The following is a 14,630-nucleotide window of genomic DNA, read 5'->3' on the forward strand; positions in this document are numbered from 1 at the left end:
GCGATCAATACACACGACCTAGTGATCATAAAATCTTTCTTACGACCATAGCACACACATAAGCCATTCATGACATTGACGGATTTCAGAATCTTCCTTATAATTATCCGCATGAACATCTTAGAATGGAGTTTGGTAGAATGAAGGATTTTTTCAGTAAATTATTGACGGGGATGAGTATCGGCATTGTTGTCGCACTTATTCCAAATGCCTTATTAGGGGAAATTTTAAAATTATTAATTCCGCATTTCCCCGCTTTACAACATGTGTTTGATATTACTGTTTTTGTCATGAGTTTATTACCCGTCATGATCGGCGTCATGGTAGGCATTAACTTTAAATTATCGCCCATTCAAACGGCAAGTGTCGGCATTGCGGCGATGGTCGGAAGCGGGGCCGTTCAAAAAACGGCAGAGGGCCTGTTTGCGCTGAATGGGATCGGAATTGTCATCAATACTGGGCTGACGGCTGCATTGACTGTCCTATTCGTCCAATTTATCGGCGACCGCTTTAAAGCTTACTCCATTCTGTTGATGCCGACATTAAGCATTCTACTACCTGGGATGATCGGCTATCTGATGCTCCCATTTGTCAAAAATTCAACAGGTCTAATCGGCATAGCCATTGACAATGTAACAACCTTGCAACCGGTTCTCATGGGTGCAATTATCGCCGTCATTTTCTGCCTGATTATTCTCTCACCGATTTCAACAGTAGGTGTCGCAACGGTTATCATGCTGTCCGGTATCGGATCCGGTGCCGCCAATCTGGGCATCGTAGCAACTGGAGTAGGATTAGCCATTGCCAGCTATAAGGCGAACAATCTTGGAACCGCACTCGCCCACGTATTAGGCTCACCGAAAATCCAGATGAAAAACTTCTTCATGAAACCGAAAATCGTTCTCCCCATGTTGATCACCGCGGCGATACTTGGAGCATTAGCCGGTGTTTTGAACATCCAAGGGACACCTTACAGTGCTGGATTCGGCTTATCCGGTTTAGTAGGTCCGTTAAATTACATAACCTTTGCGGAAGGCGGTTGGACACCGCGTAATATTTCCATCATGCTCGCTACATTCTTTATTCTGCCAATTATTTTGAATCTCGTTCTTATTTACGTCTTTTCGAGAAAATTAAAAATGATTAAAGCTGCGGATTATAAATTGGATTTCGACTAATATTGTTCAACACAAAACCCCTGATTCGTCTCATCAGGGGTATCGTTTTTATCCATTACATGAACGTTTCTCCGTTGTCATGATTAAACTGCCATTCAATACCAAACCGATCCGTCAAGCTACCGTAGCATTTTGTCCAGAAAGTTTCTTGTAACTCCATTTTGACAGAACCACCATCTGACAATTTTGCAAACACTGCTTTCACTTTCTCCAAATCCTGACTGACAAAAGCGAGGCTAATATTGTTCCCTTGCGTAAAAGGCATGCCTGGAAATACGTCGGAAAACATGACATTGCTTCCCTCAATATTAAGTCTCGTGTGCATAATCAAGTTCTTCGCTTCTTCTGGCATCACGAATTCCGGACTAGGCGGCGTCTCTCCGAACGTCATCATTTGCGGTTTTTCCATCCCAAACACTTCCGCATAAAATTCCACTGCTTCACGACAATTGCCATTAAAATTCAGATACACATCTACAGTCATCCGCTTAACACCTCCACTTTTTACATTCCCACTATTGCGACATTCTATGCGTTCTTATCAAAATTCCAGAATAATCAAGGCATCTTATTTCACTGACACATCCAAATAAATCCCTTGCTTCATCGCATGTTGATTCTTTCCTTTCCATAGAGGATGAATCAGCAACATGTATTTGTTACCCGACAATAAGGGCTGTTTCGGGATAACGGTGATGGTTTGATCGTTTTTCACATCAATGGTTACAGGTTGTTCAACTCCACCCAGCTCGATCAGTTGAACGGCGGATGCATCGATATCTTTCCAGTCCATGGACGTATTCATTTCCACTGTAAATGTCTTTGTGACCGGAACGTTTACAAGGCTTGGATGCTGTTTATAGTTCTTCAGCTTTGCCAGCAAATGACTTCGATGGGATTGCTCCAGTTCTTCCCCTATTTTAGTGACGATATTCGGTTTTACACCGGTTTTATCAATCGACTCGCCTCCAGGTGAATAAAAACGGGCAGTCGTCAACTTCAACACACTGCCATCTGTAAAGCTGAACATCGACTGCATTGTTCCTTTTCCATAGCTTGTCTGTCCGTATAAAGTAGCCGCTTGTTGTTCTTTGACTGCCGCCGCGACCATTTCCGAAGCACTCGCACTATAGGCATTCACCAGTAGATGAACGGGCTTCTGGAATTGGTTCAAATAAGACTCTGACTTATACACGACAGGTGCTTCGTTCTTTTCTCTTAGTTGAAATGCATTTTTCGCTTTTGGAAAGAATCCCGTAATCTCCTGAGCCGCTGTGATAAAACCGCCGCCATTATCACGTAGATCCAGTATCCATCCATCCGCACCGGCAAGCGAATTCATCGCATCATTCACCTCTTTGGCAGATTCCGTTGAAAAACTGTTCAAGCGAATGTATCCGATGTCTCCCCCTAGCATGGCAAACTCAACATTCGGCAATGAAATTGCTTGTCGCTTCATCTGTTTCGTCAATACTTCTCGGCTTGCCGGACGTTCAATCGTCAGCGTGACCATCGTATTTTCTTCCCCAGTAATGAGACTGACAGCTGTCTGCACCGCTTTTCCGACAACGCTTTTCCCATCGATTTTCGTAATGATGTCTCCCGCTTGGATCCCAGCCTGATCTGCCGGGCCTTTCGGAATGACGGATGTCACTTTAACTCCTTTTCCATCCTCCTCCAACACGACGCCAATCCCGACGATGCGCTGTTCGATACTGTTGATGAATTGCTCATATTCCTTTGCAGTCATATAGACAGAATACGGATCCAGATGATTCGTAATATCTGTAATGGATCCCTTAGACAACACGGATTCAGGAATATCATCGACATAATAATCACGGACCAGCTCCCGGATATCGTCGATTGGTTGAGCGGATGCGGACGATACTTGAAAAAATAAGACGGTTAATAACGCAACTAACAGGATTTTAATATTTGTCCTCACAATGGCAGTTCCCCTCTCTTTACAACCTTCTTTTATTATAGCGTTATAGGTCTGAGATTGAATAGATTTATAGAAGAGAAAGTAGTTTCGACGCCGAATGAAAAAATCTCCCCATCCTATGCATACAAGTTGGGGAGATTGCGCTAATCGTATAAGCAATCAGTATTTAAAAAATCCTTCTCCAGTTTTCCTGCCGAGACGTCCAGCACGGACATATTTTTTCAATAATGGTGCAGGGCGGTATTTGGAATCCTTCATTTCTTCATAGAGCGTCTCTGCGACAAACAGCATCGTATCCAGACCGATCAGATCGGCTAATGCTAGCGGGCCGATCGGGTGGCTTGCACCGAGCATCATCCCTTGGTCAATGTCCTCCGCCGAAGCGATTCCTTCATCTAACACAAAGATGGCTTCATTGATCATCGGCGTTAAAATCCGATTAACCGCGAATAACGGTGCTTCTTTTACAGAGATGGCCACCTTATTAAAACGCTCAGCCAATGTGTGTGCAGTTTGAAAAGTTTCTTCATCTGTCTGTTCTCCTCTGATGATTTCAACCAATCGCATAACAGGAACCGGATTGAAGAAATGCATCCCGACCACTTGCCCACTCCGTTTCACCGCGCTCGCCATTTCCGTAATGCTGAGTCCGGACGTATTCGATGCAAAAATCGTAGATGACTTACAGATCGTATCGAGTTCCGCAAATAGCGCTTTTTTCGGCTCGATCTGCTCGATAATGGCCTCAATAACGACATCCATATCTTTCAGTTCATCCATTGTTGCAACCGGTTGGATCCGATTTCGGATTTCATCAGATTCCGCTTGGCTAATTTTGTTCTTTTCAACATTCCGATTCAATGTCTTCTCGATTCGTCTTATACCCGCTGCAAGCCCTTCTGCATTTTTATCATACAGACTCACTTCAAAGCCTGCTTCTGCGGCAACTTGGGCAATTCCATTTCCCATAGTACCGGCTCCGATCACTGCAATTTTCTTCACTTGACCGTCACTCCTTCGTCATGTGTATTGAAAAAGTCAGGTAAATCCGATGCTTTCAATGGAAACTTCACGGGCCGTTTTTCGATAAAAGATTGAACGCCTTCCTGGGCATCGGCGTTTTGCCCCGCCCAATGCAAAAACTTCGACTCGGCCAAATGGGATGCGTAAGGATGGTCTTCTCCTAGCATGTTCCATAGCAATTGCTTCGTAAATTGATTGGAAGTTGCCGCCGTATGCTGGATAATTTCCCGGGCAATTTCATAGGCCTTGGTGAGCGGCTCTTCTTCTTCATATTGGACAAGTCCTGTGGCCACTGCCTCCGCGGTCGGTATATACCGGCCAGTCAATGTCCATTCCAACGCTTTTCCGATTCCCACGAGCCTAGGCAAAAACCAACCGGAAGCGGCTTCAGGACCAATGCCCCGCCGCGCGAAAACAAATCCGATTTTGGCATCCTTTTTGACGATCCGGATATCCATCGGTAGCGTCATTGTCATGCCGATGCCGACAGCAGGCCCATTGATAGCCGCAATGATCGGCTTCTTGACCTTTTGCACTTGCATGCTCAATTGTCCACCAATATCCCGGAAGTCCTCTGCGGATGCATCGGAGGCAAACGTGGAATCCCCTTCCGCTAAATCCATGCCAGCGCAAAATGCCCGTCCGCTCCCTGTCACAACAATGACCCTTATCTCATCATCGTCATTCACAGTTCTATAAAAATGAAGCAATTCTTCATGCATCTGATGCGTATAGGCATTCAAAGCATCCGGACGCTGTAATGTAAGCGTGAGAATCCCCTCTTGCAACTCTGTTTTAATGGTTTTGTACAAGGCCCACCGCTCCTTCATACTCTTTGATCAGCGTTTCCACAATTCCCTTTGTCGTTTCCCGCTTGGTGACAGTTGTGACACCTTGCCCGGCTGACCAAATATCGCGCCACGCTTTGACATCCACCAAATGCGACAGATCCACTTCCTCTTTCGGCTTCAAGGTTGACGGATCGATGCCTTCCTTGATGATGCTCGGAATGAGGTAATTGGCATGGACCCCACTGAAAGAATCGGTATAAAGGATATCTTCAATTGTGGAATCGATGACCATTTGCTTGAATTCTTCTTGTGCACTGCTTTCTTCTGAGGCCAAGAAACGAGTACCCATATAGGCATAATCCGCGCCCATTAACTGCGCAGCCGCGATATCCGCCCCCGTGGAAATCGATCCTGATAAGATGATTGTTCCATCATAAAAGCTTTTCACCGCTGCAATGAAGGCAAAGGGATTCAACGTTCCGCCATGTCCACCCGCCCCGGCACATACTAAAATCAGTCCGTCCACACCTGACTGCGCCGATTTTCGCGCATGTTTGACAGTCGCCACATCCGAATAGACAAGACCACCATAACGATGGACGATTTCATTGACTGCACCGGGATGACCGAGCGATGTAATAACAATCGGCGGTTCATATTTCCGGATAAGTTCAAGATCGTCGTCATAGCGCTTATTCGTTTTCGGATGACAAATAAAATTCACCGCCCATGGAAGATCGCCCAACCCCGCCTTCACTTCCTGGAGCCATTCTGCACACCGCTCAACCGGACGCGCATTCAATAACGGAAATGATCCAATCACGCCGGCTTTCCCAGCCTCAATGACCATCTGAGGCGTAGAAACTAAAAACATCGGCGACACGATAACGGGAAGCTTAAGCATTTTCGATCACCACCGCAATGCCTTGCCCGCCGCCGATACAAAGGCTCGCCACTGCATATTTTCCATTGCGGCGCTTCAATTCATAAGCAGCCGACAATAAAATCCGTGCGCCACTGGCACCAACCGGATGACCGAGCGCAATGGCGCCGCCATTGACATTCGTTTTCGAGCGATCCAATCCCAACTCTTTTTCGACCGCCAAGTATTGGGCAGCAAATGCTTCATTCACTTCGACCAAGTCGATATCCGCGAGCGTGAGCTCCGCCCTTTCCAATGCCTGTTTAATAGCAGGTACCGGACCAATTCCCATAATCGTCGGATCTACACCTGCAACCCCCCACGAAACAATGCGCGCAATTGGTTTCAATCCATGATTATGAACGGCTTTTTCACCCGCAACAACAACTGACGCAGCCCCGTCGTTAATACCTGATGCATTCCCAGCTGTCACACTCCCATCCTTTTTAAAAGCAGGTCGAAGCTTGGCCATCGCTTCCGCATTGACATCCGGTTTTATATGTTCGTCTTTATCCACAAACACGGAACCTTTTCTTGTTTTCACTTCAACAGCTACGATTTCTTCTGCAAATGCACCACTTTCCACCGCTGCTGCCGCCCGTTGATTGGATTCGATGGCAAAGGCATCTTGTTCTTCTCGCGTAATCGCATATTGGTCCGCCAATTTTTCAGCCGTCATTCCCATGCTGCTTCCGGTATACTCGTCTGTCAATGTCGCGGACAACATATCTTCAAACTGTAAATTCCCCATTTTCGAGCCGCCAAATCGCTGTTCAAAATTGGAATACGGTGCTTGCGTCATATTTTCTGCACCGCCTGCTAAGACGATATCCGCTTCCCCTAGGACTATATGTTGCGCCGCAGTTACGATAGATTGCATGCCGGAACCGCAGAGCCGATTCAATGTCAACGCAGGTACTTCTTGCGGAATATCCGCTTTCAAGCCGATATGTCGTGCTAGATAAGCCGCATTTGTCCCTGTATGAATGACATTGCCATAAATGACATGATCCACTTGTTCCGGTTGCACATTCGAACGCTTCAATGCTTCAACAGCGGTAGCTGTACCCAATTCGGTAGCATCCACCTTGGCGAATGATCCCCCAAATGCAGTGAAAGCCGTTCTTGCCCCGTTTACAATGTATACGTTTGACATTCTTTCATTTCCCCTTTCCCTCACTCTTGTTACCTTTACACTCTATAATACTAGTACACGAAATTCTTTTTATTGTAATTATTATAAATTCAATCCCACCTAAAGAAGACGGTTCCTCCGCGTCAGGTTGGCCATCTCAAATAAATTGGAAACCGCCACATTCAACGTTTCAAATCGGTTATCCTCCAATTCCCCAATTTTCCATCTATAGTAGATTTGTTGAAGGATAACACCGAGTTTATAAAATCCAAATGCTACATAATAGGTAATATCCGAGACGTCACGGCCACTCTTCGTTGCATAGGCTTCTACAAATTCCCGGCGGTTATAAAAACCTGGTTGATCAGTTACGAAATTGATACCAATTTCCGGATCGTCCGATTGTCCCCAATAAGCGACCGTTGAACCGATATCCGTTAACGGATCGCCGATCGTCGCCAATTCCCAATCGAGGACGCCCGTTGTTTTTCCCGGATCTTTTTCATCCAGTACAAGATTATTTAACTTAAAATCATTATGAACAATTGTCACATCACTTGTTGACGGTCGATTGGTCCGCAGCCATTTTTCCAACTCAGCGACATGTAAATAATCATCCGTTTTCGAAAGTTCGTATCGATGCATCCAGCCATTGACTTGCCTTTCCAAATAGCCTTCCGGTTTCCCTAACTTCGCTAAGCCCGCCTGTTTATAATCAATCGATTGCAACTGGATAAGCGTCTCAATCATATTCGTTGAAATGAGTGGTCCGGCTTGTTGCGAACGGCCGAATGACGTCGGCAACTGCCCATCCACCACAATTCCTAGCTTCTTTTCCATGACATAAAAATGCTTATCCATAATGGCCGGATCCTCACAGTACATGAAAGGTTTCGGGGCCAGTGGAAAAACGGGATGGACATGATCCAAAATCGTGAACTCCCTTTGCATATTATGCGCTTTCGGAGGAATCTTTCCAAAAGGCGGACGCCTTAACACCCCTTCCCAATCGCCAATTTGTAGCAAATAGGTCATATTTGAATAGCCTTCGGAAAACTTTTTCACTTCCATATTTCCATCAGGGATGCCACTTATCGATTCCCTTAAGTGACATTCGACTTTGAGCCAATCAATATATTGATGATCCACCTTTGTTTTCTCAGTTGTCCTGTCCATACATCCTCCTTTCTAACAGGCCCAACAACGCCTGCTCGTCAACAATACTCTGTACTTGCGAATAAGCAATGATGATTTCAACTTAGAAACCTTCCAGCTCCCCACTCTTATCTATAACTAGTAAAGACGCCTTTTCTTCTTTCAAATTACGGATTAAAATGAAAATATTTTCAATGAAAATCATCGCAAATGCAATCGGTATCATGAAGAACAATGGATATAGCGGATACATCGTTCCCGCAGCCGGAAAAGCCGTCTTTCTCTCCAATCCGTTCATCGCGAACTCCCAACTGAATTGAACAATCAGCGCGAGGATGAATAATTCAATGAGTAACATCATGAAAATTAACCCTTTTTTCATTCTCGCTCCCAATTTATCCATAATTAAATCCATTTTGGGTAAGACGCCAGAAGAATAGACATATGCTAGTGAAGGGAAAACGACAAGTGGCATTAAATAGTTTTGTACAATTTCAAAACCACCACGGATTGAACCTGAAAATACATTTCTAACAAACACATCATAGGAAATAAAGAACATCATCACGAGAACACTAATTCCACTTACCCAAACACCGATCACCTTCAGATATTGGAAAACTTTATAGGCTTTCAGGACACCCTCCATGCATTCTCTCCTCCAATCTTGTCGTTAGCTCATTGAATTCGGCAGCCATGTCGCCAGTTGCGGAAAGACAATCATTAAACCGCAGACGATAATCATCGCAACGATCGCAAAAATCATTCCAACTTTAAAAATAGGTCCAGATCCAATACCACTAACACCTGCGACGGCATAGACACTGAGCCCTACAGGGGGTGTCAGTAAGCCAATCGTACAAATAACTGCAACAAATACACCAAACCAGAGGATATCCACTTGCAATTCTGTAATGATCGGTAAAAGCACGGGAATGGACATCAAAATGACCGCTGCCCCCTCCACAAACATGAACATGATAAATAGTACAACTGAAATGGCGATCAGCACCAGAGCAGGTGAATCCATGATCGGTTCAAGCATCACAATGAGCTTTCTTGGTAATAGCGACAACGAAACAAACTTGCCGAAAATCTGAGCCCCGATCATGATAATCATGACCATCCCTGTCAATTTGACCGTTTCCGTTAACGAACTTTTAAAGAACTGCACATTCACTTTTCCAAGAATTAGCGCAGCGATCAATCCGACAAGCGAACCGACAGCCCCCGCTTCAGTAGGCGTGAATAAGCCTGAATAGATTCCTCCGAAAATGACTGCCATAATGAGGACACCAATAATACTTACGGTCACAAGTCGCAAAGCGGAAATGGTTTCCTGTTTATGCTCCGACACTGTTGCTGCCGTTTCGATATCATTTTTGTCTTGATACGGATTGATGCTGCTTTCCATCTGCATACTTACCGGATTCACTGCAGCAATACTCCTTTTTTTACGCTCCATTTGAAAGAGAACGAGCATGACAAAGATAAATACAACCATCGTTAAAATTCCTGGAATAAAAGCTCCGATAAACAACTTGCCTACCGGTGTTTCCGTTGCCACCCCATACAAAATCAAAATAATACTTGGCGGGATAATGCCGGACAAAGAACCCCCAGCAGCTGCAATCGCTCCTGCAAGCGGTGCGCTGTACCCATGTCTACGAAGTTCTGGAATTGCCACTTGGCCCAAGGAGGCGGAAGTCGCCGTCCCCGATCCGGAAACCGCCCCTAACATTCCCCCTATGAATAAGGTGAGTACGCCTAGCAAACTATTTTTCCCCTTCGAAACTTTGTGCACCATATAAAATATATCTTGGACAAGACCTGATTGAAGTATAAATTGAGCCATTAATACAAAAAGCGGAATTGTTGTTAAGGTATAGCTAGCCACTCTGTTAAATGGCTCTTTTCCGATAAGCCCCGGAAGAATTCCAAATCCCTCCAACAGAATTAAGCCAATAATTCCACTCGCCAGTAGAACGGAGTGAATATATAAACCCGAGACTAATAACATAATCAGCATCACGATAATGATTGCTATCACGAGTAAACTATCCATACTTACCCTCCCTTTTAAGTCTCTCGAATAAAAAGGGAATAGCACTCCATTTTAGTTGCCATTCCCTTTGACCGCCATTACTCCAGATTCATTATCGACTCGGGTACTTCTCCACCTTCTTCAATCAATATATCCCGCCATAAGACCACCAATTTATCCCCCGGAAGGCCATTCGATTCTAACAGTTCAGCGTAATTCTTCCATGTCCCCTCCATCCCTTTGTGGAAGTGTTCCTGTACATCTGCATTCAACGTTGAAAAGTCAACGAACTGACCACCGATCTCTTTGTTTGCCGTGATCGCCTTTTCAGATCGATCCACCCATTCCTGGGCCCCAGGCGTAAAGATTTCCTCATTCGCTTGCGTCATCGCTTGTTGAACATGTTCTGGAAGGCTCTCCCATTTCTCTTTACTCATTCCGATAAAAGCGTTAAAATGCCCAAAATTCACGCCGGTAATTGTATATTTGAACAAGTCCTGAAAACCATAACCGGACCAGTCGGCAATACTATAGAAGCTTCCATCAAACGTGCCTCTACTCAATGCATCGTACATTTCAACCGCTGGCATCGTAACACTATTAATGCCTGCTTCTCCTGCATACACTTCATGGATTCGGGATGGCGTACGAAGTGAAGTGCCTTTGATATCATTTGCTGTTATAAATTCCTTTCCTGTTGTTGAAATGGAATATTCCTGTGTTGTAGAAACAGGGAACACTTTAAAACCGGAAAATTGCATTTCTGAATACGTTTTACCATCTGCTAATTCAACATCACTTTCAAGAAGCTTCTTCCAAGCATTCGAAGCAATGAATGTATCCGAATGACTTAACGGCAACATCGTCACTTCCGCCATCGGGTATTGATCTGGCTCATAAATGGGCAAGACGAGTGCCACATCCACCGTACCATCCAATACAGCATCCGCTTCATCGGGGACTGAAACAAGTTCCCCTCCCGTAAAGGATTCAAAGACAACTTGACCATCCGTTAATTCTTCAACACGTTCCATCCACGGCACCATGGAATTTGCCCACCAAGCATGCTGGGTACTCAAGCCTGTTGCAGCACGTAATTTAATTGTTTCACTTTCACCATAAGCTTTATCAGTATCTTCACCGCTACAGCCAACGAGAACGAACATAAGAAGCGCTACGAATGCTGCAAAAGCCTTTGTTTTAAACTTTTCCATTCGACTTTCCCCTCCACTTTTCGGCTTGTAAGTAGATTGAAGCTTGCGTCTTTTTCTGCTTATGGCTTCTCGGTGCTACTTCTATTTCCCAGTAAAACGCGCTTCCCTTTTCTCTAAAAATGCCGCAATCCCCTCTTTATGATCTTGCGTTTGCAGCAGCATCGCCTGGATCATATTTTCTTGGGCAAAGGCGGTTTCTTGATGAAGTTCGCCCACATGATTCACTAAATACTTGACGTATTTATTGCTAATACTCGGCCCTTTGACAATGAACTCTGCGAAGCGAACCGCTTCCTCCACCACAGATCCAGTGGAAATTCGATTAATTATTCCATGTGCATGAGCTTCTTTCGACGTCAGCACTTTCCCCGACGAAATCCACTCTTTGGCAATCGAAGGGGAGACTCTTTCCGTCAATGATTTGATCAACCCTAAATCAGGTATCAAACCGATATTGGTAAAACTCAATGCGAATTTGGCCTGTTCATCCGCGACAATGAAATCTGCCGCAAGCGCAATGCTGAACCCTGCACCAGCTGCATAGCCATGTACTGCGGCAATGACATACTTTTCCGCATTCATCAACATTTTCGAAAGGCCGGACGCGATATCGATCCACTTCACGATTTCATTGGCATCGGACAAACTGTTCATCGATTCAATATCTCCACCGGCACAAAAAGCATTGCCATTCCCCGAAAGGATAATGGCTTTCACTGCGTCATTTTGAGACAATTGGTCAAGAGACTGGATCACTTGTTCAACTAATTCCTTGGATAATGCATTTAACTTTTTCGGACGGTTCATGATAATATGACCGATTTCACCTTGAACTTCGATTTTCACTAACTCTTCCATTTCCACTAGATTTCCCACGAATCTTCCTCCTAATCAATTACCATTTTATGAGTTACGGATTCACAACAAGTTTCCCCCAAGTTTTACGCGCCCCTAGCGAATCCAATGCAGCCGGCACTTGGTCAAACGTATAATCTTGATAGATAAGCGGACAGATCTGACCTGTTTCATATAGCTCCATCAATTCCAAATGAGCTTTCATCACTTCTTCGGGAAATAATTTGCGGAAAAGTCCCCAATGAACACCGACGATCGAATAATTTTTAATAAGTGCATGATTCGTCGGCGCATCAGCGATCCTTCCGCCTGCAAAACCGATGACGAGAATCCGTCCTTCGAAAGCGATGCATTTCCTTGAGCGATCAAACGTATCGCCACCAACCGGGTCAAAAATGACATCTGCCCCTTTTCCACCGGTCAACTCCTTGACCTTTTGAATAAAATCATCTGTTTGGTAATTGATGACATGATCCGCACCTAGTTCCTGACAAACCGCTGTTTTCTCATCGCTGCCCGCTGTCGCAATGACAGTTGCTCCCGCCGCTTTGCCAAGCTGAATCGCTGCGGATCCGACACCGCCCGAGCCCGCATGCACAAGAAGGGTTTCTCCTTTTCGCAAATGCGCGTTGCGATGTAAAGCGTAATAAGCCGTCTGGTAAGTGATAAATAATGCAGCCGCCTCCTTGTAGGGAAGACTATCTGGAATCGGAAACACCCCGTCTTCTGCCGCTACAACATATTCTGAAAACCCACCGTTTGGTAGATGCGGTGTCGCCAATACACGTTGACCAACCTTGAACTGACTTCCCTCACCAACCGCTTCTACGATGCCCGAAATTTCGGCACCTGGTGTAAACGGTAATGCTGGTTTTTCCTGATACTTTCCTTGGCACTGTAAAATATCAAAGAAGTTCAAAGAAAATGCCTCTACTTTTATTAATACTTCGTTCTCTTTTGGAGCTGGTTTCTGAATCGTCGCGATATCCAAAGCAACTTGAGGATCCCCAAGTTGCTTCACTTGCCATGCCTTCATCAAATCCCTCCTTGTCGTGGTTGAGTCTATTACTTCAGTACTAATTTTTGACGATTTTCCGTTGGCTGTTCTTTCGCCTTCAATTGTTCGCGCAATTCAAGGCGCCCGATATCCCGTAAATGTACTTGGTCTGGTCCGTCAACAATGCGCAGCGTCCGTGCATTGGCCCAATGTGCAGCAAGCGGGAAATCATCTGACACACCCGCACCGCCAAATAACTGGATGGCACGATCAATCACATTTAGTGAAACACGCGGTGCGACAATTTTAATCATCGCAATTTCTTTTCGTGCCGCTTTCACACCATCCGTATCGATTTTATGTGCAGCATGCAAGGTTAGAAGGCGGGCTTGCTCGATTTCGATCCGACTTTCTGCAATTTCTTCCCGAATTACATCTTTATCCACCAATTTGGAACCGAAAGCTTCTCTGTCATTCGCCCGATGGATTAATAATTCCAAAGCGCGTTCCGCCGCACCGATTGCGCGCATACAATGATGGATTCTTCCTGGCCCCAGTCTTCCTTGCGCGATTTCAAATCCTCTTCCTTCTCCCAACAATAGATTCGAAGCAGGCACACGGACATTGTTATAATGGATTTCCGCATGTCCATGCGGTGCATGATCATAACCGAAAACCGGCAAATGCCGCTTCACTTCCACTCCAGGTGTATCGAATGGGACAAGAATCATCGATTGTTGCTGATGCTTCGGTGCATCAGGATCCGTTTTCCCCATCACAATCGCAATTTTACAGCGCGGATCCATCGCCCCACTGGACCACCATTTTTTTGCATTGATGATATATTCATCGCCATCCCGGATGATACTACCTTGAATATTGACCGCATCGGATGACGCTACTTCCGGTTCTGTCATCGAGAAAACGGAACGAATCTCCCCATTCAAAAGCGGTTCAAGCCACAGTTTCTTCTGTTCTTCCGTTCCGTATTTGATCAACACTTCCATATTTCCAGTATCCGGCGCATTACAGTTAAACACTTCCGGTGCGATTAAAGAACGCCCCATAATTTCACATAAATGCGCGTACTCATAATTCGTCAAACCTTTACCGTATTTCGTATCGCTCCAAAATAAGTTCCATAAGCCTTGTGCTTTCGCTTTTTCCTTCAATTCTTCAATAATCGGCGGAACAATCCAACGGCTTTCACCTTCATTCAACTGCGCTTCGTATAGAGCCTCGTTTGGATAGATATGCTCTTCCATGAATTCAAGTAACTTCCCCTGAAGTTCTTTAGCATGTGCTGATAATTCTTTTAACATCATCAATTCCCCCTATGCATAATTTTAATATTCAGTTATTGATAGA

At 45.0% G+C, this 14,630-nt stretch carries 14 protein-coding genes; 1 reads left to right on the forward strand and 13 read right to left on the reverse strand.

The window, feature by feature from the left end:
• The first annotated feature begins 140 nt into the window (after positions 1 to 140).
• Positions 141 to 1,178 (forward strand): PTS sugar transporter subunit IIC, encoded by a 1,038-nt coding sequence (locus ACFPRA_RS08275; protein WP_381432553.1) that lies wholly within the window; start codon positions 141 to 143, stop codon positions 1,176 to 1,178.
• 55 nt (positions 1,179 to 1,233) lie between these two features.
• Here the strand turns inward: ACFPRA_RS08275 and ACFPRA_RS08280 are convergent, their stop codons facing one another.
• From ACFPRA_RS08280 to ACFPRA_RS08340, 13 genes are all read right to left on the reverse strand, one after another.
• Entirely contained in the window at positions 1,234 to 1,662 is a 429-nt protein-coding gene (locus ACFPRA_RS08280; protein WP_381432556.1) for a VOC family protein, read from the reverse strand.
• An 84-nt stretch (positions 1,663 to 1,746) separates the two neighbouring features.
• Complete coding sequence (locus ACFPRA_RS08285) at positions 1,747 to 3,126, reverse strand: S41 family peptidase (protein WP_381432559.1); 1,380 nt, start codon at positions 3,124 to 3,126, stop codon at positions 1,747 to 1,749.
• Between the two features lie 159 nt (positions 3,127 to 3,285).
• Entirely contained in the window at positions 3,286 to 4,128 is an 843-nt protein-coding gene (locus tag ACFPRA_RS08290; protein WP_381432562.1) for a 3-hydroxyacyl-CoA dehydrogenase family protein, read from the reverse strand.
• Positions 4,125 to 4,961, reverse strand: coding sequence for an enoyl-CoA hydratase-related protein (locus tag ACFPRA_RS08295; RefSeq protein WP_381432565.1), 837 nt, complete (start codon positions 4,959 to 4,961; stop codon positions 4,125 to 4,127). The genes ACFPRA_RS08290 and ACFPRA_RS08295 overlap by 4 nt, the downstream gene beginning before the upstream one ends.
• On the reverse strand, positions 4,945 to 5,844 hold the full coding sequence (locus tag ACFPRA_RS08300) for an NAD(P)H-dependent flavin oxidoreductase (protein ID WP_381432568.1): 900 nt from the start codon (positions 5,842 to 5,844) through the stop codon (positions 4,945 to 4,947). Before ACFPRA_RS08300 ends, ACFPRA_RS08295 begins: the two co-directional genes overlap by 17 nt.
• On the reverse strand, positions 5,837 to 7,018 hold the full coding sequence (locus ACFPRA_RS08305) for an acetyl-CoA C-acetyltransferase (protein ID WP_381432571.1): 1,182 nt from the start codon (positions 7,016 to 7,018) through the stop codon (positions 5,837 to 5,839). Before ACFPRA_RS08305 ends, ACFPRA_RS08300 begins: the two co-directional genes overlap by 8 nt.
• A gap of 99 nt (positions 7,019 to 7,117) precedes the next feature.
• On the reverse strand, positions 7,118 to 8,173 hold the full coding sequence (locus ACFPRA_RS08310; RefSeq protein ID WP_381432576.1) for a phosphotransferase family protein: 1,056 nt from the start codon (positions 8,171 to 8,173) through the stop codon (positions 7,118 to 7,120).
• 82 nt (positions 8,174 to 8,255) lie between these two features.
• Entirely contained in the window at positions 8,256 to 8,801 is a 546-nt protein-coding gene (locus ACFPRA_RS08315) for a TRAP transporter small permease (protein ID WP_381432580.1), read from the reverse strand.
• A gap of 24 nt (positions 8,802 to 8,825) precedes the next feature.
• The gene (locus ACFPRA_RS08320) at positions 8,826 to 10,217 is read right to left on the reverse strand and encodes a TRAP transporter large permease (RefSeq protein ID WP_381432583.1); all 1,392 of its coding nucleotides are present in this window, start codon (positions 10,215 to 10,217) and stop codon (positions 8,826 to 8,828) included.
• 77 nt (positions 10,218 to 10,294) lie between these two features.
• Entirely contained in the window at positions 10,295 to 11,410 is a 1,116-nt protein-coding gene (gene dctP / locus ACFPRA_RS08325) for a TRAP transporter substrate-binding protein DctP (protein ID WP_381432586.1), read from the reverse strand.
• Between the two features lie 81 nt (positions 11,411 to 11,491).
• Positions 11,492 to 12,286, reverse strand: a complete 795-nt coding sequence (locus ACFPRA_RS08330) for an enoyl-CoA hydratase/isomerase family protein (protein WP_381432589.1) — start codon at positions 12,284 to 12,286, stop codon at positions 11,492 to 11,494.
• A 34-nt stretch (positions 12,287 to 12,320) separates the two neighbouring features.
• The gene (locus ACFPRA_RS08335; protein WP_381432592.1) at positions 12,321 to 13,301 is read right to left on the reverse strand and encodes an NADPH:quinone oxidoreductase family protein; all 981 of its coding nucleotides are present in this window, start codon (positions 13,299 to 13,301) and stop codon (positions 12,321 to 12,323) included.
• Between the two features lie 29 nt (positions 13,302 to 13,330).
• Entirely contained in the window at positions 13,331 to 14,584 is a 1,254-nt protein-coding gene (locus tag ACFPRA_RS08340) for an acyl-CoA dehydrogenase family protein (protein ID WP_381432595.1), read from the reverse strand.
• Positions 14,585 to 14,630 lie beyond the last annotated feature (46 nt).

The sequence above is a fragment of the Sporosarcina soli genome, from assembly GCF_042655805.1.
Lineage (GTDB): Bacteria > Bacillota > Bacilli > Bacillales_A > Planococcaceae > Sporosarcina > Sporosarcina soli.

Bases quoted from the DNA above. Each gene is read 5' to 3' on its own strand.
- ACFPRA_RS08275 (WP_381432553.1), top strand. From the start codon at position 141: ATGAAGGATTTTTTCAGTAAATTATTGACGGGGATGAGTATCGGCATT.
- ACFPRA_RS08335 (WP_381432592.1), bottom strand. From the start codon at position 13,301: ATGAAGGCATGGCAAGTGAAGCAACTTGGGGATCCTCAAGTTGCTTTG.
- ACFPRA_RS08310 (WP_381432576.1), bottom strand. From the start codon at position 8,173: ATGGACAGGACAACTGAGAAAACAAAGGTGGATCATCAATATATTGAT.
- ACFPRA_RS08280 (WP_381432556.1), bottom strand. From the start codon at position 1,662: ATGACTGTAGATGTGTATCTGAATTTTAATGGCAATTGTCGTGAAGCA.
- ACFPRA_RS08340 (WP_381432595.1), bottom strand. From the start codon at position 14,584: ATGTTAAAAGAATTATCAGCACATGCTAAAGAACTTCAGGGGAAGTTA.
- ACFPRA_RS08315 (WP_381432580.1), bottom strand. From the start codon at position 8,801: ATGGAGGGTGTCCTGAAAGCCTATAAAGTTTTCCAATATCTGAAGGTG.
- ACFPRA_RS08300 (WP_381432568.1), bottom strand. From the start codon at position 5,844: ATGCTTAAGCTTCCCGTTATCGTGTCGCCGATGTTTTTAGTTTCTACG.
- ACFPRA_RS08305 (WP_381432571.1), bottom strand. From the start codon at position 7,018: ATGTCAAACGTATACATTGTAAACGGGGCAAGAACGGCTTTCACTGCA.
- ACFPRA_RS08320 (WP_381432583.1), bottom strand. From the start codon at position 10,217: ATGGATAGTTTACTCGTGATAGCAATCATTATCGTGATGCTGATTATG.
- dctP (WP_381432586.1), bottom strand. From the start codon at position 11,410: ATGGAAAAGTTTAAAACAAAGGCTTTTGCAGCATTCGTAGCGCTTCTT.